A 23,627-nucleotide genomic window follows, 5' to 3' on the forward strand; every position below is an offset into this window, starting at 1 on the left:
ATTATTTAGCCTCCGCATTAGCAAGTGAAACGGGAAGGTTAAGTAAGGTTGGTGCAATCTGTTGATCAGCAAGACGAAAAGCTTGCTCAAGGTCATTATTCAACTTGCTATCAACCAACTGCCAAGCTTCTTGAGTTTGGTTCCAAGACCAGTAGCGAGCACCGTTGGCACTTTTCGCAATCAGAGAGATGCGTCCAAGATAAAGCAAACTCACTTCAAGCGACTGCCCTTCAAATTCGATTTGACCTTGGTAGCTACCAAGTTTAAATCCATAATCCATCTCGATCATGTAAGCTTCGAGAATACGACGGTACTTTTCTGCATCGCTCACATCAGCGCGCGACATCATCGACTCTAGTTTAGCAACGCGGTTGATGCGTGCATCACGACGAATCGGCATATCTTGCTCAATGTGCGCTTTTAATCCATCAATCATTTGATACATCAGAGGGACAACACCTTGACGTGTGTCATGAATCTCATCGATTTGCGCTTCAAAACTGAGCGCTTCTTCTTCTTGGTTCGCCACTAGCGAGCGAAGGTGGTCGCGGTAGATTTCAAGGTTGCGGATTTCTTGTTGCAGCTGTTCAACTTCGTATTGCAGGGCAAGTGCCGCCTCTGAACTCTTGTCGATACGTTTTTGTGACGCTGCTGACTTTTCGTTAGTGTTTGTGGTAATGGCAGTGGCGTTTTCAAGGCCCGAGGCCCCCGCCTGACAAGCAATGCTCAGAGTGAGCAATGCAAGTGAAGATTTCATTATTTTCATATCTATAAATCGGGCTTAATAGGAAATGATAAAGGTTCTCATTATTAATCGCAGATAATACCCGAACTGAAAGAAAATTCAAACTACCAAACCATCATTTACTGTTTTAGATCAACAGCCCTTACATACAACTAACACAAGGGCTGGACAAGTGATGCTTTACTCGTCTTTAAACCGAGATTTAATCTCAAGGACCTGTTCACGCATGGAGAGAAAGAGCTCCACTAACATAGGATCAAAGTGCGCTCCTTTCTCTTCTTCGATGAGCGCGAAAGCTCGTTCATTACTCCACGCTTGCTTGTAAGGTCGCTCTGATGTGAGCGCATCGAACACATCAGCAATAGCCGCAATGCGACCTACCAACGGAATATCCTCACCCGTTAAGCCTTTTGGGTATCCTTGCCCGTTGTATTTTTCATGATGCGTCATTGCAATGCTGTAAGCCATTTGCAGAAGCTCTGAGTGACTATTGTCACTAAGGATATCGGCACCGATTTCCACGTGAGTTTTCATCACCTCCCACTCTTCATTCGTAAGCTTTCCTTCTTTTAAGAGAATGCCATCAGGTATGCCTATTTTCCCAATATCATGCATAGGTGCCGCGTTTTTTAGCAAGGTCGCTTCTTTTTCATTCATGCCACAAGCTTGTCCAAGCAAAAAACAATAATGAGCCATGCGCATGACATGCATGCCTGTTTCATTATCTTTATATTCTGCGGCTCGACCAAGTCGCTGGATCATCTCTAACTTACTTTGCCGGATCTCTTTGGTCTGCTCTTCGACTTGAAGGTAAAGTTCTCGTTTTTGGTTGGCGAGAGCGAGATGTGTTTTAACCCTCTGTCGTGCCACCAGAGGCGTAATTGGTTTAGTAATGTAGTCGACTGCCCCCAGTTGCAAACCACGGATCTCATCTTCTGCAGAAATTTTCGCGGTAACAAAGATAACCGGAATATGAGCGGTATTGGGCTGACTTTTCAAAATTTCACAAACCTGATAGCCATCCATCTCTGGCATCATAATATCGAGGAGAATCAAGTCAGGTGCAGGCTGTCTTTGAGCAATCTTGATCGCAACCTGTCCATTGTTCGCCGCTTTGATTCGGTATTCATCTCCTAGCGCCCCTGCTAAAACCTCAATATTTTCCGGCGTGTCATCAACAACCAATACCGTCAACCGATCTACCATAAGCGTCTCCTTACACTTGAGTCATAATAAGTGTAGGTGCTCATCCATAGAAATTTGGCGACTTCAAACGTTTTTTCTTTGTTTAATAGAAAGTTGTGAATTAATACAATTCTATTTGAAACGAATTTTCATCGCTTGAGCATTCAAGGTTTTGTTCACCGCATACCCCATTGAAGACACCAGCATTGAAATATAAGGATCAGCATGACGGTAAAACTGCTTCCAACCGGCGCACAGATAGTTTAACCCGGGCTCACCATCTAACGTCCTCAAAAACCTGTTTTTCGGGCACTCTCCAAAACAAGCAAATTGATAATCACATTCTCGACATTGTCGGGGAAGTGTTGCCTCTTTGGCATAGCCAAATTTAATCTGCTCTGATGAAAACTGCATTTGTTCTAGTGTTTTCTCTTCAATGTTTCCTAGCCGATACTCCGGGTAAACATAATGTTCACACGAAAATACATCGCCATTGTGTTCAATGGCTAACCCTTTGCCGCACATTGGTCCCAGTGTGCATAAAGGATTTACTCGCCCCATCCAAGACTCAATCCACGCTTCGAAATAGGGAATATGTACCTGCCCAACATCGTAAGTAAACCACTCATCAAACACTTCAATGAGGAACCTCCCCCATTGCTCGGCGGAGACACACCAAGGCTCAACAATCGATTGGAGATGACTGGGGTCAGCCTCTGGCATCCCCTGATAGACTTGGTCCTCAGAGGACCAGCATTGAGGCGCTGTCTTTCTGAAACTTTTCGTTTCTACTATAGGAATAAACTGCATTTGTGGAGACTTAACTTCATCACGGAGAAAGCGGTAAACTTCTATAGGGCTTGCCCCTGAGACATTATTAATACACGTTAGCGTGGCAAAGTTCACCTTGTGCTTGTGTAAGACTTCAAGCCCTTTCATTGTTTGCCTAAACGTGCCTTTTCCTGAACGGTTGGTACGGTGAGCATTATGAATAAGCTCTGGGCCATCTAAACTTAGTCCAACTAGGAAGCGATTTTTACTGAGAAATTTTCCCCACTCATCCGTTAACAAAGTCCCATTTGTCTGTAGATTGTTTTCGATTTTGACACCTTCAGGACAGTACTTTTTTTGAAGTCGAACAACATCACGAAAGAACTTCACTCCTAATAAAGTCGGTTCTCCCCCCTGCCAGTGAAATACAATCTCGGGGAAGTTCTGCTGTTCAATATACGACTTGATGTAATGCTCCAACATCTCTTCAGAGAATCGAGCATCTTGTCGTTTTGAGTGTTCAAGCAGCGGTTGCTTACTTAAGTAATAGCAATAAGTGCAATCAATATTACATTTTGAGCCAATCGGCTTAGTCATAATATTAAGACGTTGCTTCTGTCTTGAATCCTGTTCCTTCTGCTCCATATATCACCCGTCACTGAGCTTGACCATATAACCACTCTATTTGAGTGGACTTTCTGCGACAAGTGCAATTATTGAGCAATATTTTACGGTGTTAGCTTACTCACATCCCTGCCCCAATCTGTCATTCTTTTACTGAGAATTAACAGGGCGTTTCTATAGACATAATTATGTCAGTTAACGTAAAGAGGCTTTCTTCTCAGCGTTAGTTTTGGATAAAATACACTGTACAATAAATTTTTGCCCAATGACATTAATCACCGACAAGCTTGGTGAACTAGCAGACATGGAACATCGAATATCATGAACAAAAAATTACTTTGCGTCACCGCCTTAGCATTACCTCTCGTTTTGGCTGGCTGCCAAACTACACGTCAAAACGCGGCAACAGGTGAGCAAGAAACCAACCGCACAACTTCTGGCGCATTACTTGGCTGTGCGGGCGGTGCTATCGCTGGCGCGATAATTAACAAGGGTAAAGGCGCTGCGATCGGCTGTGCGGCAGGCGGAGCAACTGGCGCGTTAGTGGGCTCCAACATGGACAAGCAAGAAGCCGAGCTTCGTCAAGAGTTGCTCAACTCCGGTGTGCAAATTGAACGAAATGGCGATCGTATTGAATTAATCATCGCCAGCGACATTAGCTTTAATTCTGGCGGTTACGACCTTCAACCCACTATCAAACCTACGCTGAACAGTATTGCTAAGGTCATGAACCGTTATCCAGAGTCCAACCTTCTGATTGAAGGGCACACAGACTCAACAGGCTCGCTTGAACTCAATGAGTTGCTCGCTAATGCACGCGCGAATAGTGTTCAAACCGCTCTCACTTCTGCTGGTCTTGAGTTCAATCGCACTCATACGCAAGGTTTTGGCCCACACAAGCCACTATGTGACAACGCAACGCCTGAGGGCCGAGCATGTAACCGTCGTGTAGAGCTCACAATCTTGAACTAAGTCTTTAAAAGATTGGGTCGCTGCCTACCAGCGACTCAGTCAAAAAAAAGCCAGCATTACGCTGGCTCTAGTACAACTAGGAACAAAATTTTAGTCAAATTAATGCAAATTGACATCAAGTCGGAATTTGATGAAACATCCTCGGTTTGCATCAAAGTCACGATACTCTATTACTCACATTCACACCAACTAATCCTTTTTATCATCAAGATAAACCTTTCCGTCAAATTGTTAACCAAACACATTTTGGAATGCCAATTTGTGAAATTGATCGACCAATAATTCGGAAATCAATGCTAGTTTAAGTCATAGGTTGACCATTATCTTCGCCAAATTTCTGTAGCTCTTGGAGTAACTGCGCGCTTATGCAGTTAAGAGTTATTTCTCTTTGACATTACGTTGAATTAAATAACGAACAAGGAAACAACATGAAAAACAGCAATCAAAACAGCGCACTCCTTGCTTGGTGTGCAGGACTCGCCCTTTGTATCCCTTTTGCAGTCAACGCTTCAGAGATCGTTGTACAAGCTGAGCAATTCAGTTACGTCGAAGGTGACTTTGCTGACGGTCAACCCAAACCCATCAGCACGTATTCTGTAAAAGGAACCAAAGCTATCAACTACGTCAACCGAGGTGATTATGCGGGTTATACCATTGAGGTTCCGGAGTCTGGTGACTACACAGTGACCTACTTTGCCGGAACCGATATGGACAGTGGAACGGGCATATCATTACAAATTGAACAAGACGGTGTTTGGAAGACCTATGCGACCGCGAGCGTACCAAAATCTGGGTGGGACAACTTCAAGCCAATCAGTTCAAATGAGAAAATACCATTACCAAAAGGTGAGCAGAAGATCAGAATCCTTGCCTCCGGTACTAATGACTGGCAATGGAATTTGAGTCATTTTAATTTAGCAAAAGTAGCTGATTAGTCTTGTTAGGTAGTTTAACGTGCAGCTAATGCTTGATGCCTAGCTGCACGAACAACAAGAGCTATGCTTCACACTTCTCTTTAACCTGCCCTATCGAAGGGTATAAAAAGACAAAGCGACCTACATAGAACAAGGTAAATGCCAGCCATAAGCCGTGATTGCCCCATAAGTTTACCGCCAAATGTTGAACGACAAGAAAAACAACCAGCGTAATGAAGCTTGAGTTGCGCACTGGTCTCGTCGTGCCCGTACCTGTAAAGATCCCGTAAAAAGTCAAACCATAACCGGCAACCAAAGGAAAAACCAACAACCAAAGTGACAGACCGCTGTACATTTCAATCAGTTCTGGGATAGACGTGAACAACAGCACAATCTGATAGTGGAACACAAAAGTGAACACGGTAAGGGCGATAATGAAGCCTGTGGTCCACTGTGTATTCAGTTTAATGACTCGGTCCAACAATTGAGGACTCTTTTGACCAACGGCTTTACCCGCAAAGACGCTTGATGCATTCGCCACGCCATCAAACATATAGCTGATGAGAAACGTCACCTGCATCAGAATCGCATTGGTTGCCAATGTGTCTGCACCCAGTTGAGACCCTATACGGGCCATCATATTGAAGAAGATCAAAATGCAGACCGTGCGCAACAAGAGGTCGACGTTAGAAGACATAATTACTTTTAAGTCTTTCTGCCCTATATTGGATTTCTTGAGGGCGTCAAACACAGAGAATTGGCACGTACGCATCACCAGTGTCATACCAATGGCGAAAGTGGTCACTTGAGCTATCAAACTTGCGTAAGCTACACCTGCAACGCCCATATCAAAGTACATAACGAATACAACGTCTAACACTATGTTAAGCACGTTACCAAACACTTGTGTGTATAGCGTCTCTTTCGCTTTTGCCTGGCCCATTAACCATCCAATAATGGTGTAATTGAGCAGCACAAACGGCGCACCGAATATTAGGATGTCGAAATAGACTTTTGCATTTTCCGCAACCAGCGCTTCTGGCTCGATCACCCATTGCGCACCACTCCATATTAAGGACTGAAGCAGGATAAACATGCACCCTACCGCTAGCGCTAAAATAAACGGTCTGAACAAACTGTTCGCTTGCTCTTGGTGATCGCCTTTACCAAGAGCGATCGCACTTTGGCCTGTGGTACTGACTCGAAAGAAACCAAACAACCAATACATGGTGTTCATAATGACAGTGCCAATAGCAACACCACCAATCATCTCGGCGAAACCGAGTTTACCAATGACCGCCGTATCAACCGCTCCCAAAAGTGGCTGAGTCACCGTTGATACGATGAAAGGGAAAGCAATCTTTAAGTAGTCTTTATGAGTTAACGTCATACTCATTCTATTTTTATCTCTGATGGATACAGTTAGTAATCAGTAGCCTTGAGGCTTTGTCTTGAACTAGGTGACTACTAGGACTGAGGGTATTTGGCGCCATTATGCTAAAAATCCAAAGCAACACCGATGTGCCTTTACAATTAAGCAGGGGGCGAACCACAAAGGTAAGAACAATACTCATTTACATGCGGTTATTCAAGCTTCAGTCACGAAATAAAGGGCTATGACCACTGTGAAAAGACTCAGGCAACCGTCGTTTCTGAGGTTAGAGACGCAAACCACTGCTCATCAACTTTCTGTAGCAGCATTTCACGTTTAAATGGTTTGGGTAGATAGTCATCCATACCGCACTCGAAGCAACGTTTCACATCGTCATCAAGCACTGATGCAGTCAACGCAATGATGTGTGTAGGAGGCAGCTGAAGGGTTTGTTCATAGAGCCTGATCTGTTCCGTGGCACCAAAACCATCGACGTTAGGCATCATACAGTCCATTAATATCAAGCCTATGGTTTGATGATGCTCTTTATACAAGTCAATCGCCTCTTGTCCATCGTTCGCGATGAGGTATTGAATACCGAGCTTATCCAGATTAACACACACAACTTTCTGGTTAACTCTATTGTCCTCTACGATAAGCACCTGTCTACGAGTGTCTGATGCACGTACACTTTCGGCCTCACTGGGCTGCCCTCTGTCTTGAATAGACTTGACCATACTAAGCAACCTAGAGCCCAGTAACGGCAATGTGATATATCCTGACAAGAAATCACAATCGCCGGGCGTTTCAGTGAGGTTGTCAGTGACTAAAACCAAACTCGCATCATGTAAACGAGAGTGGAGCTTACGGGCCAAATAGACATCCTCAGTAAAGATAATCGCATCACTATCTTTAGGCATGACGGCAGAATGTAGGGGTTCCAATGTTGGATTGAAACCGAAACGGAAAAGATCGTCGAGCAACAACTTAGAGGGTGAGTCCGAATAATAGATAATTGGTTGGTCGTGTCTTTTCGCTTCAGGTTGCGGCGTGTCAGAAACGGTCAATGTAAAACTAAAACAACTCCCCTCACCTTTCTGTGATACTACGTCAATCGAGCCACCCATAATTTCTACCATTTTTGAGGAAATGCTTAACCCCAACCCTGTACCTCCCCTATTTGTTGCCGTTGTCGACTCCTCCTGAGAAAACTCGTCGAAAATATAAGCTTGCTTGTCCTGTGCAATACCGATACCTGTATCCGAGACTGATAATTCGATGACACACTCTTCCCCCATTTGAGAACGCCTTGTGGCGGCAAATTGAATGCTACCTTCATCAGTAAACTTAATCGCATTGGAAGCGAAGTTCATCAATACTTGCCGAACTTTGTTCTCATCAACATAAATAAACTCCGGCAGTTCATCGTCAATTTTAATGTCTAACTTGATCTGGTTTTGGTATGCCTTGGAAGCAATCAAAGTGGCACTGTCGAACAATAACTCGCGAAGGTCCGTGGTGTGGGGATTAATCTCTAACTTTCCAGACTCAATCTTAGAGAGGTCAAGTACATCATTTATCAGCATCAATAGCGTTTGTGAAGAAGTATTGATGGTGTTCAAACAGTCTTTTTGCTCAGCAGATAACTTTGTCTCCGCAAGTATTTCCGACATGCCAATCACACCATTGAGCGGCGTACGTATCTCATGTGACATATTTGCAAGAAACGCACTTTTGGCCCGATTCGCTGTCTTTTCTTTCTCTTTAGAAACCAACAACTGCTGCTCTAAGCGACTGGCTCGCCAAAATATATAAAACAGAACAAGCAGGGTTGTGACACCCAAGGCACCCGTTGATATGTGTCGATACCACTCAACTTGCTTAAGACTCATCGACAGCTGTTTAGGCGCTTCGATAAATAACAGGCTCAGCTCATCCTCCACCTGATGAATACTGCGCATCAAATCACCTTGAAGCCCTTGCTCCGGTGTCACCCCAACACTCGTCAAAACACGTTGTAAGCGCCAAAATTGACGAGCGAAATTATTGAACGATGCCTTTGTCGTAATGGTGCGAGAATTTAACTCAATTTCCTTTTGAATCGCTAACAGAACCTGCTTTATCTGCTCCAGAGTATCGGGTTGGTAATGAGTAAAGTATTGATACATCAAATCTTGTGTATCAATAGCCAGCGCATCCAGTTTTTCGTTATCCACTTGCAAAACGATCTCTTCAAGCGTGATGGCCGCCTTTTTTAACTTTTCAATTAAGCCGTCACCTTCACCGTCCCCATGGATATTGCTCAGCTCCATCGCTAGCAGGGTGTAAGACTTAAAATACTCTTCTAAATGAGTAATTGTACTTGGGTAATCAAATGAGACCGATAATTTGTTTGCTACGATTTTGCTGTCGATGTCCGTCAATAATTCTATGAGCTGAACCTGCCGCTCATCAATCGCCTCCTGCCAAAATGAACTTCGAGTAGCAATGTATTGCTGCTCCGCGCGACGAACAGACAACATTGTGGAAGAGGCCTGAGATATGCTGAGTTGCAAATCGACGATTTCACGCTCCCGCTCCTTGAGCAAATTACTTGCATAAAGATAAATCGCTAGAAAAAAGGCAATCGCGATTGAGCCTCGAAATACAATGGATTTTATCGATTGCTTGCCTTTTTTCTTATTCGTCATTTGCGCCTAGCCTAAGTCACCCTCTATCAATAGGTTTAGGCTATTTTGATCTAATTAACGAATGTTTTAAGCGTAAGATATGAACAACTTAACGACCTAGTCGTTTTGAAAGCGACTAATCGCTAACATGCACTTCGACATAATGTGACTTGAGAAACTCAATATCAAATTGAGAAACGCCACTATCCGTTAGCAATATGTCGATATTATCTGTCTTGCCAATGGTTGAGGGATAAATCTGCCCAAACTTACTCGAGTCAGTCAACACAATATTACGACGATTTTTTGCAAGAATGGTTTCTGCTATTTCTGCTCTCATCATGTCTCGGCTGGTGAAACCTGTATCTTGGTCAAATCCGTCGACTCCCAAGAACGCGGTACTAAAATGAATGTTCTCAATACAAAGCTTAGTGAGAGGCCCAACTAAACTCTCGCCCTGATGCTGATAGACGCCACCCAATAAAATGATGTTGGCTGACGTATTACGAATGAGGTGAGCAATATGGGCAGACGGCGTAATGATGGTCACATCCCCACGTTGAGGAAGCGCGACAAATTAATGAACTTCCTTACGATATGGTTGTGAAGGTACCTGCTACAGAGACTGGTCTAGCGGCTATTAAACTGATGAAAGAACAAGGTATTACTGTGCTTGCGACCGCTATCTACTCGGCACAACAGGGATTTTTTGTAGCGTTGTGTGGAGCCGATTAACTAGCCCCTTACGTCAGCCGTATTGATGCGATGAATGGAAATGGCGTCGAGGTCGTTGCTGACCTACAACTTCTACTCGACCAGTACGCGCTACCCGCAAAAATTCTCGCAGCCAGCTTTAAAAACACTCAACAAGCAATGGAAGTGATGAAACTCGGCATTGAAGCCATCACTCTGCCCGTTGATGCCGCTGCTCAAATGTTTGCCCACCCGGCAGTGGCCCCTGCAGTCGAACAGTTTGCAAAAGACTGGAATGAAACTTTTGGCAATAAGCTTTCATTTGAAAGCTAACTGAAAACAACCGCTCGCTTTGTTCATCCAACCGAGCGGTTTCTTCCAGTTTAACTCCATTCCTTAAATCTCAAACATCTCCCTTTTACCGCTTGCTATCAATCTCACTCAAGTTATTTTCCAAGCTTAATATATTGAAAATATTGAGATTTCATTCTGCCATTCTTGAATACTCACCAGGTTACTAAAAGTTAACTAATTGCACTATCTCCCTAGGTAACCATAATAAACCACAACATCAAGCAACAATTCGATCAAGTAACAACTTGGTCAAGCAATGATCTGATTAACCAATAACATCGAGGTTAGAGAAATGAGCAACGTATTAATCATTAACGCACATGAACCATCACCGTATTCTGAAGGAAAACTAAACGCTGCATTAGTGGAAAGAGCGCGAAAAACACTGGAGGACAAAGGTCACTCCGTTAAAGTGGTCTCAATGCAAGATGAGATCATCGTTGACGAGCAACTTGCTCACTTCGAATGGGCCGATCGTGTGATCCTCCAGTCACCCGTAAACTGGATGACTATTCCTTGGTCTTTTAAAAAGTACATGGATGATGTGTTTACCGCAGGTATGGGCGGTGAACTATGTCGATTTGATGGCCGTAGTGCAGAAGAACCGACGAAAAACTACGGAACTGGCGGCACTCGAACCAACACTAAGTACATGCTTTCATTTACTTTTAATGCACCAAAAGAGTCGTTTGACGACAGCGAAGAGTACCTATTTCAAGGTAAAGGGGTTGATGACCTCATGTTCCATATGCACGCGAATTTCCGTTTCTTCGGCATGTCAGCATTACCCACCTTTGCTTGCTATGACGTGATGAAAAACGCTGATGTTGAGAACGACTTCAAACGCTTTGAAGCTCATCTAAATGAGAACTTTTAAGCCAAGTCAGACATCACGGCTGATCCCGAAGGCATATCGTTCGGTTACATGGACACCATAAGGTATACTTTTGTAACCTAAATACGGTACTATATTGCCAAAATGAACAAACCAGAAAATCACAATGGAAAGCACAATTACAATTGATAACAAGGGCAGAAAGAGCGTTGCCAATGTTTGCAAAGAGCCATGTGCCATTGAGAAAGGAATGCGTTTGATCGGTGGTAAATGGAAAGGCTCGTTGATTTATCACCTAAAAGATGGACCAGTCCGCTTCAACGACCTCGCTCGAATGCTTGGTGGCGCCAGTAAAAAAATGGTCGACCAAAGACTAAAGGAGCTCGAAGCTGAAGGGATGATCATTAGAAAAGTCATCAGTGACCGCCCAATCGCAGTGAGCTATGAACTGACTGAGTTTGGTCGCACAGCACTTAAAATTCTCGATGATCTTCGAATATGGTCAGAGAGTAACAAGCTATAAAATAGAAAAGGTATCCATTTGGATACCTTTTCTAATTTCCACTGTATATTTAGTACTTCACTTCATAGTTCAAATGAAAGCGACGACCTGGTGCGTTGTAGTAACGGCTATTGTGACGTTCCGACTGGGCATAAGGTGTCATGTATTCTTCATTGAACAAGTTTTCAATCGCAAAGCTCACTGTACCTACAGGCAGATCATAGTCCATACCCGCATTTGCGACGAAGAAGCTATCTACGGCATACGCTGCGCCTTCCGTAATTTCATCTTCTTTATCTCTTGAACCTGAGTATAGGAAGTTGACGTTATATCGACCCAGTTCTCTCGCGTCATACATGAACATCGACGTGATCTTTAAAGGAGCGATACGGGTTCCATCCAAAGGCTCCCACGAACTACTCTCGTCAAGCTTACGTTCACCTTCCTGCCAAGAGATAGTGTTCTCATTTCGTAAGTTGTTAAGAATACTGTAACCAAGTGTGGCTTCTGCACCCCAAACTCTCTCAGGTGCTCTGGTACTCTCCAAAGGCTCACCTGGCTCATTCGCCTTCAATGTTGCTCCCAAGTCTGACTCACTATAGAAAGCAGCGACAGAGTAATCAGCTTGAGCAATCAAACCTCTCAGGCCAATCTCATAGTTATCGGTTTTGATTGGCTTGATAGCACCGTCTACACTCGAACTCTCTGTTGAGCGGATATCTCGAAGCGCCTCATTTGTCGACATTCCTTGTGCATAAGATGCAAATACTTGGTGGTTGTCAGTCAAATAATGAGTTACACCTACATTAAATAGCCATTCAGATATATCTGGGTTTCCACCCTGAACAAAGTGTCCCGCATTTGAGTGGGTATTCCCCACAGTAAAATCATCAACGCTCAAACGGACATATTCATATCGAACACCATATGAAAGTGATGTATCCATCGAAAAATCAGTAACAAACTGAGCAAAAGGCGCAATCGCAAATTGCTCTACGTCCGGAGTGTTATTCACAAACCCAACACTGTTTGGTTGCTTGAACGTTTGCTGTTCAGCATCTAAACCCCAAGTGACGCCGGCCCAGTCTAAATCACTAGAAACATTGATTTTAATACCATAGCGATCAAAATCTGTTTCGTTATGACCGTATGACACTGGTGAAGCTTCAATGGTATTGTCTTTCATTGCCAGGGTGAATGTCTCGGTGTCTTGTGTCATCCAGTAACCCGTGACATCTAACATACCTAGACTGAACCCAAGGTCTTGATAACGAAGCTGATAATTTGCAAAAGTACGGGATACATCGTTTGGTTTTGCGCCTTCTGCGGCAATCGAACCATTGCTGTAACCTGGTCCGCAATGCTCTGCTTTAGCTGGAACGCCATTTGCACCATCGCCACCAGTAGGACACCAGCCGTCATTGTCGGTAATGTTTCTTACACCGAATGTGAATGTCAACGCGCGGTTATTATCAATATCGCGATTCCAAACACCGTTGATATTAATGTTGTCCATATCATCTTCGTTGTTCACTGAAGGTAAACGCTCACCATTAGCATCAAAACTACCGCCACGCTGTTCGTATCCCAACCCAAAACGCCACTGGTCTTTCTCGTTGCCACCTTGCGCTTCTTGGTACACATTCCAAGTCAGTGAATCACTTCCAAACTCTTGAAAACTGGTTCCTACTTTCGTGCGGTATTGTGTTTCACCCGCTTGCGGCATCTTCGTTATCACATTGATGATACCACCTTGAGCACCTAGGCCATAAACAGCAGAGCCACCACGAATGACTTCAATACGTTCCACATTTTGTGGGTCAATAGAAGATAACTCTTGACCAAAATCTAGGAAACTATTGTTCTGAGCCACGCCATCAATCAGCAACAAAACACGACGGCCACGAATGTTATTCTGTCCTTTACTACTCAAGTTTCCATGAACAGAGGTTCCCATTCCAGGAACAAGCATGGATAGTACGTCATTTATGCTTCTACTCTGTCTCAATGCTGAGGAGATTTCTTCTTGGTCAATGACGGTGACAGACCTAGGAACTTCGCTGAGAGCTTGCTGGCTTCGACTGGCGGTGACAACTATCGTTTCCGTTGGTTCTTGTTGAGATGATTGCTCTGCTTGAGCAATAGCTGGTAAAGCGATCGAGGCAACAATCGCCATATGTAGCTTAGAAAGATTCAAAACTGCGCTTCCTGATTAAGTTTTACCCTCTCATAACCACTGCCAGTCGGTTTAGAGCTCGGTAATGTTGAGTGATGTTTTCTGGCGTGGTAGTCTATCAGGAGTTTAATTAATGTAAATATCAATTATTATCATTTGTATTTTTCTGTATGACACCGCCTTTCCGCCTACTTGTAATCACTCTACGCGCTCTTTGTCTTATCCTCATTTGCTCCTCTACGCTTGCTGCAAAAGAGCAAAAGGATGATCTTGGCAAAGCAGTAACGGTGTTATCGCCAGAAATCACGCCTCGTATCGCTAGCGTGTCTTCATTTGGTGCTGAACTTAGCTTAGCGCTCGGTTTTTCCCCCGTTGCCGTCTCACAACCTGTGGAGGCATTTCCAAGTTACTTAAGTAATTTAAAAGAAGTCAGGAGCTTAGGTTCTCGCTCGAACACAAACTTTACAGAACTCTATAATGCACAACCAAACCTTGTTGTCGGTTTAAGGCGAATGGTTGAGCCCTATTACCAACGATTTAATGAGATAGCTCCGGTTCTCGCTTTTGATCTAGTCACTCTCGAAAACAGTATTCGCGCAGTTGAAATAACAAGCCAATCCATTGGGAAATCGTCTGAAGGAAAACAGCTGAATGCTTGTTTCCAAGAGACTATCGAGACAATGCAACGCTTGATAGGTAAACAAGAGATGACGGGAATATTTCTTACGAGCGCTGGTGTCACTCCACGTGCCTATTACTCTCATTTTATGACCGTCGCCCTAATGGAAAAACTGAACATCAACAATGCGAATGGCGCGTCTCCTTACCAAGCAAGCATGCCATTCTCTGGTCAAGTCGGCATGGAATGGCTGGTTAAACTCGACCCAGACATCATCTTTATGTATGAAAACTCCAAGCCTCAATATACCCAATCTCGCGTATGGCAAAGTCTGAAAGCGGTACAAAATAGTCGCGTTTATACCGTTGATATGACATGGAGAGAGCCAGAAGGCCCCTACTCAAGACTTTGGGTTGCAATGGACATCGCAAATAAAGCTTATCCAGAACTCTTTGCTCCTCCGAGTGTACAAAAGGTAAATGACGCTTTATGTCAGTAACAAAACACAAGCAAAGCTGCATATTAGTACTAATCATTACTCTCTTTTTGATTAGTATCAGCCTATCGCTGACTTTGGGCATCTACACATTTTCACTTTCAGATCTCTGGTCTTTTATCACTCAAGATGACGCGAGCAAGGCCGCTTTAGTTTTCTGGGAGCTGAGACTGCCAAGACTTTTCATTGCAGTGTTGGGTGGTGCTTCCCTTGCCACCGCAGGCTTCTTAATGCAGAGCATCGTTAAAAACCCCTTGGCTTCGCCTAATCTAACCGGGGTTATGTCTGGCTCTGCGTTAATGGTATTGAGTGCAATAATGTTCCAACTGCCGCTATCGTCGCTATTTTGGGGCATTGCTGGGGGGCTCGCTGGGGGTGTATTAACACTTTCTGTCAGTTGGAAAAATGGTGTCACGCCCGCTCGTCTCGCCTTGGCAGGTATTTCTGTCAGCGCTTTTTGCCAAGCGATGGTGACCTTTATTCTTCTGTCGGGTCATGTCGACAGTGAGGCACTATTCTTCTGGTTAACCGGCAGCAACGCTGGCGCTAGCTGGCAAGCATTCTGGCCTCTACTATTCACGGTTGTCCCAATGCTGTTTTTGCTAATCCTTAGTTTTCGTCAGCGTGCCTATCTCGAACTGGATGACGATGTCGCTCGTGGGCTGGGTATTGCCATTAACTGGTACCGCCTCATGTTTGGTTTAATTGCCGTTATTCTTACCGCCGCTTCCGTTGGTGCTTTTGGCCCCGTTGGTTTTATTGGGTTGGTTGCACCGCATGTATCTCGGATGCTGGGCTTTGGTATATCAGGTGCTGCAATTATCGGAGCGCTGTTAGTTGTGTGTGCAGACTTCCTATCTCGCACCTTGATGATGCCACTAGAAATCCCAATCGGTGTCTTAACGGCTCTGATCGGTGCTCCTTGGTTTCTTTACTTAATCATTAAGAAAATACGAGCATTCTCATAAGATGATAAATAGACGCTCACTCTTTATTGTTGCTTTTGCAGCACTCGCTCCATTTGCCTACATATTGGCATCAGAAGAGCTGACTGATGCAGGTATCGCCTTCGTACTTAATGGCACTTATCACCCATTTTGGTCTTTGACCCTCCCTCGGATTTTGCTTGCATCAATGGCGGGCTTTATGCTCGCCAGCTCAGGCTTCATGTTACAAACCACTCTAAATAATCCACTGGCGGATAGTGGTATTTTGGGCGTTAATGCGGGGGCTTCTTTGGGCGCTGTGTGTGCTTTGCTCCTTCCTAGTTGGTTCGGGTGGTCTATTCAAGGAGATCATGCCCTCATTTCCTTTGCGATGATCGGCGGTTTGGTGGCATCCATCCCGATTCTTTTCGTGAGTCGTTTATCCAGCTCTTCTGTGACTTTGTTGACCGGTGTTGCGGTGAGCGCAATTCTATCCGCAGTAAGCTCTGCTCTGATCTTTACCATCGGTCAAGCGAGAACAGACTTAGCCTTACAATGGATGGCAGGCGGACTTTACGGCCGTGGCTGGGAGCAAGTGTCTTATTTAGCACCGTGGGCTTTATTTGCTCTACTATTCAATCTATTAGCTTATGTCCCCCTCAAATGGGCTCGTTATGATGACTCAACCCTCAGGGGTGTCGGTATTAATGGTAGTCATGTTCGCTTACTAATACTGCTCGGTACCGCTTTCATCACTGCGCCAGCGATTTCTGCAGTCGGCCCTATCGGTTTCGTTGGACTAGTCATACCTCATATGGCTAGGCTTATATCTAGAAGTCATCCAGCACAGACTCAAATGATAACCATGATACTGGGTAGCGCATTCCTAATTTTATCTGACTTCTTAGCTCAAACTCTTCTCTTTCCAAAAGAGATTCCAGCGGGTGTCATTACTGCGCTGTTTGGGGTTCCTTTCTTTCTAATTCTTTTGAGGAAAAATACGTAACATGTTGAATCAGGACAATAGCCTAAGTGGGGTCGGACTCGTCTCAGGTTATCAAGATACTATCATCCTCAACGGAGTCGATATTCGACTCGAACAAGGAAAGGTGACTGCTCTAATCGGCCCTAATGGTTGTGGTAAAAGCACACTTATGAAAACACTAACCGGTGCGGTAAAAGCACGCTCTGGTGAAGTGACATTTCAAGGTAAACCTTTCAGCCAGTGGAAACTCAAAGAGCTCGCTAAACACATTGCCATTTTACCACAGCACCCGACAGCACCTGAGGGAGTCACTGTAGAGCAGCTTGTTGCTTTAGGTCGTGTCGCACACAAAAAGTGGTTCCAAGGTAATAGCGCTAACGACAATGAAATCATTCTATCTTCATTATCTTCTGTAGGTTTAGAAGGGTACGAAAAGAGAGTCGTCAGTCATTTATCGGGAGGCGAACGGCAAAGAGTATGGCTTGCTATGTGCCTAGCCCAAGAGGCTAAATGGCTTTTGCTTGATGAACCCACCAGCTACCTCGATTTGGGTCACCAACTTGAGCTACTTGAATTATTGAAAAAGCTCAACCTAGAGAAAAAACTCACTATTGTTTATGTACTGCATGAACTTAGTCAAGCCGCTCAGTTCTGTGATGAGCTGGTACTGATGAAACGTGGAAAAATCCTGAAACAAGGTGAGCCAAAAGAAGTGTTGACCCAGGCTACATTACAGTCTGTGTTTAAAGTAAAAGGCAAAATGAAAGAAATCGACGGCTTTTTATACTGCTTACCACAAGCTTACGTCAAAGGTGAATAGACTCATGACAAACGAAATCCACCACTTGCTGTCATATCTTATCCAAGTACCGAAAGACAGAGTCTTGACCTTGAAGGAGCAGCAAGAGTTACTCAATAAGTACGAGCCCTTCTTTCGACTTTCTGTCTCAAATGAGACCTCAAAGGAAGAACACAACGCCGAACAATGGTTTACTGAGAATGCAAGTACTGTGTTCACTCAATATGCAGAGTTATTGAGCACGCGAATCCCCTTCTCTACCCCTATCTGGCAAAAAGTTTATAACGCGACTTTGTTTACTTCCTTAGTTGCCATCAGACTGATGTTTAATCGTGTACCAAACCTTTTTCTTGCGGATATTAGATTAAGCATCGGTGCCGATCACCGTATTTCAAAGTTGGCAATAAGCGAAACTATGCCCTATTTCGCTCTTGTAAAAGATTCGCCTAATGCCATTGCAGTCTCCTCTCAGCAGGAGTTGGACAAAAAGCTCATCGCGGTGATCACCCAATTATCTGAGCCATTGCTCCCTGTCTATAAACAACATAAAGTTCATGCTCGTGTTTACTGGGGTAATATCTTCTACGCATGTAACCTCGCTTTTTCAAAACTAACCAATAAGCCCATTGAGATAGCACACGATTCAATTGACACTGACAGTCTTGATGGCTGGCAATCTCAACTGTTCGATACCGAATTAATCAAGGGTGGTCAGCTTAACCAAGTGAAAAGTGTTCAATACCAAGGGTTCCAAAAAGTCTACGTGCGGAGAGAAACCTGCTGCATGAAGTATAAAATTGACGGTAAAGCAAAGTGCTCAACATGTAACCTGATACCGGACAGTGAGCAAAAAGAACTCATGCTCAACAAACTGCAACAAGCACTACAATCGAACCATTAATTATCATGCAAACAAAAAAGGGCTCCGAAAATCGGAGCCCTTTGCGTATTTGGATAGATTAAACCGCTATCAGCAAATTACAGTTCAATTGTTACTGTTTCGCCGTCAACTGTTAGCTCTAGCGTGTTGCCTACAAGCTTGTGAGACACTTCAACTTGCTCGCCTTCGTTCTTGTTTGGAACAAGAAGCGTTAGGATGTTGTGCTCTTTCGATGGCTTGAATTCCACTTCAACGTGACGGTGGATTTCAAGATCTTGGTACTCGTATGGGTCAACTTCGCCGAAGCCTTCAACGTTCTTAACAGATTCAATGTTGTCTGCAGATTCGTTGATGAAGTTCACGTCAAGGTGAGCCACTTCGCCACGGATAGTGAATGACTTATCAGCCACTTCATTTGCGAATGTTGTGTGCATTAGCCAAGTCATGTCTTTCTCTTCAGAAAGCTCAGCCTTGTCTTGCATTACGAATACTTTACCCTTCACGAACCAGATCTTACGTTTGTAAGATTCGATTTCAGGAACGAAGTACTTGTAAGATGCTGTTGCATCACCTTCAACCATCTTGATTTCAGATTCAGTGTCGAAATCAGTGATGTTGCCGCCCGCTTCAATACAGAAACGATCTTGGTGACCTTCGTAGCCAGTGTTCTTGTTCTCACCGTACTGACCTTTACCACCAAATAGAGGAAGGTTCTTAGAGAACGTTTGACGACGCCATTTAGTGTGCATGTCAACACCGAAACCACCGTAGTAACCAGTGATTGCTGCTAGAGTCTCACCAAATGCGTGCAGTGTGAACGCGTTTTGGTCACCGTGTGAGTGAGAGATAGAGCCAAATGGTGAACACTTGAATACCATGTGGATGTGGTTATCACGCTCAGTCATCTTGTTGTGGAATGCTGCCCAACCCGTGATTGGGAACACTTTCAACAGTGGATCATTTGACGGTGCTTTCTCTTCTGGTGCATCCCAAAGGATGTTGAAGCGTAGATCGTCGTAGCCGAAGTCCCACCAACCGAAGTTGTAGAATTTCGTGTGCGCTTCAGTATCACGACCTTTAAGCTGGTTGTAGTACCAAACGTACTCAGGCTTCTGGTTAACACCTGCGTAGTGCTTGATGTTGTAAGCCAGTTTTAGACCTGGGAAATCACCGATTGAAGACTGGTCACAGAAGCTCGCGCGCTTAGAGTGAACAGGCATACAGTATAGTGGGAAGTCACCTGTGTTTTCGTAGAATGTCTTGTTGAACATATCTACGCCACAGTATGCTTTCAATAGGTCGAATGCTTCACCTAGGAACGCAGTTTGCGTGTTCCAGTAGTCAGGACCTTCAGCCCAACCGCCGTCTTCACCGCCCCATGGTGGGTAGTGTACTGCGTAGTACTCTAGTGCGTATGCGATGTACTCGCCTGCTTTCGGGTGATCGTGGTAAAGCGCGATACACGTTGGAATGATAGCAGAAGAGATAGAACGAACACCGTGGCTGTTTAGTGGGTTGTTCAGTAGATCAACCGTCACGCGTAGGTGGTGCATGATTTCGTCTAGACGCTCGATTAGTGCGTCTTGAACTTGCTGACGCTCTTCATCAGTGAAGTAAGCGTGCAGCCAGTCATAACCCCAAGCCATTGCAGCGATAACACGGAATGCAGCTTCATCGTTGTAGCCGCGTGAAGTTACGCCTTCTGGATCGTAAGTCGATAGTTTTAGAGTCCAAGCTTTTGCTTTTGCAATGAGCTCTTCGTCTTCTTTCACGATACCTGCAATTGCAAGGTTACGTGTAGCGTTAAGAGCCATTTGGCAATCAACGTACATTTGACGCCAGTAAGGACGCCATAGAGAAGCTTTACCTACCGTCTCTTCAGGGTAAGGTTGAGGCTCTTCAAACGGAGCAGTCTCAAGGAACTTAACTGTTGAGTTGTTGTAGAAGTCATCGAACATGCAGTGAGATTCATCTGCGCGTACCGCTGCTTTAAACGCTTCTAGATCCGCAGACTGAACAAGAAGACGCGGACGCGCTTCGCTCAAGTTGTCTAGGAAAGAAAGGTCAAAGTCACGCTTTTGTACTTCGATTGGGAGTAGGTCTACAAGGTTACCCGCTGAAGTATCGTTCTCCAGCTTCATCTTCCTGATCGCATCAAGAGATTTTTGGTTGCTCATGCTAACTCTCTTATTTCAATATTGAGTGAAAGGATATGGGACACAATATACGTCTTATTGTAATACAATAAAATAACTTTCGTCACAAAAGTGTATTTTTTGCCTTTTTTCGTGACCTAGGTCAGGTGTTTGCGAAGATCGCTGACACAATCGACGCTGCCGAACCATTGGCAAGCCCCTAAATTGTTACAAACATTCACAAAACCTATAGGCACGTATACTTATCGTATGAGGATAAGAATAGTAGAGAGTACAAAAAAACGACGAGCTCATGCCACAGCATCATCGTTCAGCTGACTCTGTTTTGTAGATTGACGCTTCAAGCTCTGAGTAGTGACTTAGTGAAACATAAGTTTACATACCACTACTACAGACAAAGCTTATTGAATGTCGTAAAAAGATAAGCCACTTGGAACTAATGAGCGTAAGCTTGGTCCACTATAGTTCTTTATAACGAGAAATTAGCATGAACCAGTTACATAAACCGATAGATAACCTTTTAGCAAGCGTTTCGAGCGAAGAGCGTGGTGCGTTGAGCTTGCGAGACCTGCTAGATGCAGAATCGAAATATCTGAAATCCATAGAGCGTTATCTTAATCACTCTTTCCCGCAATCTGAAGTGGCCTACAAGGCCCACAGTATAGACCGCAATAAGAAAGTGCTCATCAAGCTAATATCAAGCATCGATGACAAGGTTACTTTTGGCAAAAAAAGAGTACCCGAGGCGATGATTCAGATCGCTTCTCAGGGAAATGAGCACGATATAAAGGCGCTCGAGCAGCACCTAGCGTTGGCCAGTTGATCTCTTAACCAAATCACAAACAATCGGTATAACTAAAACAAATATCTGCCATAAAAACGAGTCATTTCAAGTAATATCTAAAAACCATTACCTTTATCTCAACACCTAACCATTCCGTGTGAGATCGAGACTATGTTCCCTGTTGTAACCAGCCATTATGCAACTTCAATTCTAGAACATCTGAACACTCAAGGTATTGATACACAACTAGTCATTTCGAGATCTGGATTACCTACTGAACTCAACGAAAGTGGTGCCTCTTTTCTGCCGCTAAGTACCGTCGAAAACCTGATTAGTGAAACCTTTAAGGTCAAAGGGTACGCACTGGCTAATCGTATTATCCAGTCGGTTATTCGAACACATATCGTCCCACAACTCTTACAGGACTGCCCAACGGGATCGAAGGTTGGAGAAGCGATTGATCTGGCCCTGAGTAATATACAAACTCAGGTCCCTAACGCTCAAGTATCGCTTAGTCTCACCCCCACAGGGGTCAGTTTTTCCCGCTTTAGCCCTTTCATGCCAAATGAAAGCTACAAGTGCGCCGAGGTATTCTCGTTATGGGTAATGATAGAACTTATCAGAGCGACCACTGGTGATCGGTTGTGGTTTCCACAACTTGCGAGGGTTCAATCAGAAACTGACAATGGCATTTATGCTTGCTTTGATTCTAGTATTCAGTTTTTTCATAGCCAACCACACTCGGGCATTTGGTTTGATATTGAAATTCTGAATCGAACATGTCGCTTCAATGCGATGGGTGTCAACGACAAGCGAAAAGTTGAGAATGAGATAAGCGGCGGAAACATCGGTCAAATATTTAGTGCACTAAGACCCTACGTATTGGACCTCGACTTTAACCTAGACAAAGCATCACTTGTTTCAAGCGTGAGCAAACGAACTCTGCAACGCCGATTAAAACAGCATGGCCTAACTTTCCGTAATTTACGTGACAACCTCATTGCCGATATTGCACTTGAACAGCTTGAAACAGGACTGTCTGTATCAAGCGTGGCGGTAAATTTGGGCTATGCGAGTATTTCTCAATTTTCTCGTGCGTTTAAACGCATCACCGGGATTACACCCTCTAAGGTTTCAGCTAAAGCCATCATAAAGTAGCACACCTAAACTAAAGCGATTCACCTTGTGGTCAAAATCAATCAAGCTCTCACCATAACCATAATAGTACTGAGCATATAGTTTGATTGACTTATAAATCGGGTAAGCCATATTGAGCTCGACGGCCCCCTTGTTGTTGCTCGTTAAGTTATTGCGCAGTAGCAGGCTATAAAAGGCACCATCATCTCGATACCCGAGCACAATCTCACCATACCCCATGTAATCTTGGATGTTTGGGTTGTCGTCCTTATCATCGGGATCGGGCACTCGGTACCAAGGCTTGAGCGAAATAATATAATTATCCCTAGCGAACATCAGGTTCGCATAGAGTCGGTTCCAACTGCGGGAGAGCTCTTTATCCTCACCATTAGAGTGATGGATAAAAGCATAATCCGTTTGAACCAAATCGAAACCAAAGACCGATATATCGGGATAGGTACTTAATATCAGCTCGGGACTGTAATTGGTTTCTCTAAATGGTGCTGAGTGTGTCCCATTATACAATTGCCACCAAGAAGTCTGTGTGTAACCAAACCACAAATCCCAATCTCGATAGAGATCCTTCCACAGTTTCAGCTTGCCACTAATTTGAAATTTTACTTCTACGCGGTCGAGTTCAGATCCTGGTTTCGTTTTTTGCCAATAGTCTTGGTTAGGCTTTTGGTTGTAGGAGAGAGGTAAAACATAATTGGCACGATGTGGGGTCAGTTTAAAAATGTCTCGTGTGTTCCCGTAATCGACGATCTGGCGCATCGTCATACTGTCTAGTTCTTTAGGTTTCGAATTTGTTTGTTGTGGAGGTTCAAATTGCGCGTCATAACACGCCAGTCTATCCTCATCTGAGGTTATCATTCGACAATGCTCATTGGAAAGCGCCGTGACTGGCAACAGTAAAATCGACCACCCCAATATTCTCATGCACGCGTTCCTTTTATCAGTCAGCACTCATTTTCAGCGCCGATAGGTCAACAAGTCATTTGTAGTCAGTGAGTTATTTACTAGATCATCTAAT

19 protein-coding genes and 2 pseudogenes are annotated in these 23,627 nt (G+C 44.2%); 12 read left to right on the plus strand and 9 right to left on the minus strand.

What is annotated here, in order from left to right; translation table 11 throughout:
- Nucleotide 1: 1 nt before the first annotated feature.
- The 3 genes from GT360_RS17525 to GT360_RS17535 form a co-directional block, all read right to left on the minus strand.
- Complete coding sequence (locus GT360_RS17525) at nucleotides 2-766, minus strand: DUF3450 domain-containing protein (RefSeq protein WP_164650247.1); 765 nt, start codon at nucleotides 764-766, stop codon at nucleotides 2-4.
- Nucleotides 767-925: 159 nt separating this feature from the next.
- Complete coding sequence (locus tag GT360_RS17530; RefSeq protein ID WP_164650248.1) at nucleotides 926-1,951, minus strand: HD-GYP domain-containing protein; 1,026 nt, start codon at nucleotides 1,949-1,951, stop codon at nucleotides 926-928.
- A 111-nt stretch (nucleotides 1,952-2,062) separates the two neighbouring features.
- Nucleotides 2,063-3,346 carry an anaerobic sulfatase maturase gene (locus GT360_RS17535; protein WP_239502687.1) on the minus strand — a complete coding sequence of 428 codons (1,284 nt, stop codon included), beginning with the start codon at nucleotides 3,344-3,346 and terminating at the stop codon, nucleotides 2,063-2,065.
- Between the two features lie 300 nt (nucleotides 3,347-3,646).
- Between GT360_RS17535 and GT360_RS17540 the strand changes: the two genes are divergently transcribed.
- Nucleotides 3,647-4,297, plus strand: coding sequence for a YiaD family glycine zipper/OmpA-like lipoprotein (locus tag GT360_RS17540; protein WP_164650249.1), 651 nt, complete (start codon nucleotides 3,647-3,649; stop codon nucleotides 4,295-4,297).
- A 428-nt stretch (nucleotides 4,298-4,725) separates the two neighbouring features.
- Nucleotides 4,726-5,232 (plus strand): carbohydrate-binding protein, encoded by a 507-nt coding sequence (locus GT360_RS17545; RefSeq protein ID WP_164650250.1) that lies wholly within the window; start codon nucleotides 4,726-4,728, stop codon nucleotides 5,230-5,232.
- A 61-nt stretch (nucleotides 5,233-5,293) separates the two neighbouring features.
- Here GT360_RS17545 and GT360_RS17550 read toward each other — a convergent pair whose 3' ends face one another.
- The 3 genes and pseudogenes from GT360_RS17550 to GT360_RS17560 all read right to left on the minus strand — a co-directional run.
- Nucleotides 5,294-6,601, minus strand: coding sequence for an MATE family efflux transporter (locus tag GT360_RS17550; RefSeq protein WP_164650251.1), 1,308 nt, complete (start codon nucleotides 6,599-6,601; stop codon nucleotides 5,294-5,296).
- Nucleotides 6,602-6,846: 245 nt separating this feature from the next.
- The gene (locus GT360_RS17555) at nucleotides 6,847-9,273 is read right to left on the minus strand and encodes a hybrid sensor histidine kinase/response regulator (RefSeq protein WP_164650252.1); all 2,427 of its coding nucleotides are present in this window, start codon (nucleotides 9,271-9,273) and stop codon (nucleotides 6,847-6,849) included.
- 115 nt (nucleotides 9,274-9,388) lie between these two features.
- A pseudogene (locus GT360_RS17560) lies at nucleotides 9,389-9,820 on the minus strand (DNA-binding transcriptional regulator YciT); the annotation flags it as partial.
- On the opposite strand from GT360_RS17560, the pseudogene GT360_RS17565 reads away from it, so the two are divergent.
- From GT360_RS17565 to GT360_RS17575, 3 genes and pseudogenes are all read left to right on the plus strand, one after another.
- Nucleotides 9,811-10,278 (plus strand): annotated as a pseudogene (locus tag GT360_RS17565) (transaldolase family protein); the annotation flags it as partial. The pseudogenes GT360_RS17560 and GT360_RS17565 sit on opposite strands and share 10 nt — an antisense overlap.
- Before the next feature lie 313 nt (nucleotides 10,279-10,591).
- Nucleotides 10,592-11,176, plus strand: a complete 585-nt coding sequence (locus GT360_RS17570; RefSeq protein ID WP_164650253.1) for an NAD(P)H-dependent oxidoreductase — start codon at nucleotides 10,592-10,594, stop codon at nucleotides 11,174-11,176.
- Nucleotides 11,177-11,300: 124 nt separating this feature from the next.
- On the plus strand, nucleotides 11,301-11,657 hold the full coding sequence (locus GT360_RS17575; protein WP_164650254.1) for a winged helix-turn-helix transcriptional regulator: 357 nt from the start codon (nucleotides 11,301-11,303) through the stop codon (nucleotides 11,655-11,657).
- A 49-nt stretch (nucleotides 11,658-11,706) separates the two neighbouring features.
- Here the strand turns inward: GT360_RS17575 and GT360_RS17580 are convergent, their stop codons facing one another.
- Nucleotides 11,707-13,833: a TonB-dependent receptor gene (locus GT360_RS17580; RefSeq protein ID WP_239502689.1), complete on the minus strand. Its 2,127-nt coding sequence runs from the start codon at nucleotides 13,831-13,833 to the stop codon at nucleotides 11,707-11,709.
- Between the two features lie 149 nt (nucleotides 13,834-13,982).
- Between GT360_RS17580 and GT360_RS17585 the strand changes: the two genes are divergently transcribed.
- From GT360_RS17585 to GT360_RS17605, 5 genes are read left to right on the plus strand one after another with little or no spacing between them, the layout of a single operon-like run.
- Nucleotides 13,983-14,930: an ABC transporter substrate-binding protein gene (locus GT360_RS17585; RefSeq protein ID WP_164650255.1), complete on the plus strand. Its 948-nt coding sequence runs from the start codon at nucleotides 13,983-13,985 to the stop codon at nucleotides 14,928-14,930.
- A complete protein-coding gene (locus tag GT360_RS17590) occupies nucleotides 14,921-15,895 on the plus strand; it encodes a FecCD family ABC transporter permease (RefSeq protein WP_164650256.1) in 975 nt (324 codons plus the stop codon). The genes GT360_RS17585 and GT360_RS17590 overlap by 10 nt, the downstream gene beginning before the upstream one ends.
- A gap of 1 nt (nucleotide 15,896) precedes the next feature.
- Complete coding sequence (locus tag GT360_RS17595; protein WP_164650257.1) at nucleotides 15,897-16,859, plus strand: FecCD family ABC transporter permease; 963 nt, start codon at nucleotides 15,897-15,899, stop codon at nucleotides 16,857-16,859.
- A 1-nt stretch (nucleotide 16,860) separates the two neighbouring features.
- Complete coding sequence (locus GT360_RS17600; RefSeq protein ID WP_164650258.1) at nucleotides 16,861-17,658, plus strand: ABC transporter ATP-binding protein; 798 nt, start codon at nucleotides 16,861-16,863, stop codon at nucleotides 17,656-17,658.
- A 4-nt stretch (nucleotides 17,659-17,662) separates the two neighbouring features.
- The gene (locus GT360_RS17605; RefSeq protein WP_164650259.1) at nucleotides 17,663-18,538 is read left to right on the plus strand and encodes a (2Fe-2S)-binding protein; all 876 of its coding nucleotides are present in this window, start codon (nucleotides 17,663-17,665) and stop codon (nucleotides 18,536-18,538) included.
- Nucleotides 18,539-18,615: 77 nt separating this feature from the next.
- Here the strand turns inward: GT360_RS17605 and GT360_RS17610 are convergent, their stop codons facing one another.
- Entirely contained in the window at nucleotides 18,616-20,694 is a 2,079-nt protein-coding gene (locus tag GT360_RS17610; RefSeq protein WP_164650260.1) for a DUF4962 domain-containing protein, read from the minus strand.
- A 466-nt stretch (nucleotides 20,695-21,160) separates the two neighbouring features.
- Here GT360_RS17610 and GT360_RS17615 point away from each other — a divergent pair, with 466 nt between their 5' ends.
- Together GT360_RS17615 and GT360_RS17620 are read left to right on the plus strand one after the other, a co-directional pair.
- Complete coding sequence (locus tag GT360_RS17615; protein ID WP_164650261.1) at nucleotides 21,161-21,496, plus strand: hypothetical protein; 336 nt, start codon at nucleotides 21,161-21,163, stop codon at nucleotides 21,494-21,496.
- 132 nt (nucleotides 21,497-21,628) lie between these two features.
- Nucleotides 21,629-22,615 carry a helix-turn-helix domain-containing protein gene (locus GT360_RS17620; protein WP_164650262.1) on the plus strand — a complete coding sequence of 329 codons (987 nt, stop codon included), beginning with the start codon at nucleotides 21,629-21,631 and terminating at the stop codon, nucleotides 22,613-22,615.
- On the opposite strand, the gene GT360_RS17625 is transcribed toward GT360_RS17620, so the two are convergent.
- The gene (locus GT360_RS17625; protein WP_164650263.1) at nucleotides 22,592-23,467 is read right to left on the minus strand and encodes a phospholipase A; all 876 of its coding nucleotides are present in this window, start codon (nucleotides 23,465-23,467) and stop codon (nucleotides 22,592-22,594) included. The two genes, GT360_RS17620 and GT360_RS17625, sit on opposite strands and share 24 nt — an antisense overlap.
- Nucleotides 23,468-23,627 lie beyond the last annotated feature (160 nt).

The sequence above is a fragment of the Vibrio astriarenae genome (assembly GCF_010587385.1).
Lineage (GTDB): Bacteria > Pseudomonadota > Gammaproteobacteria > Enterobacterales > Vibrionaceae > Vibrio > Vibrio astriarenae.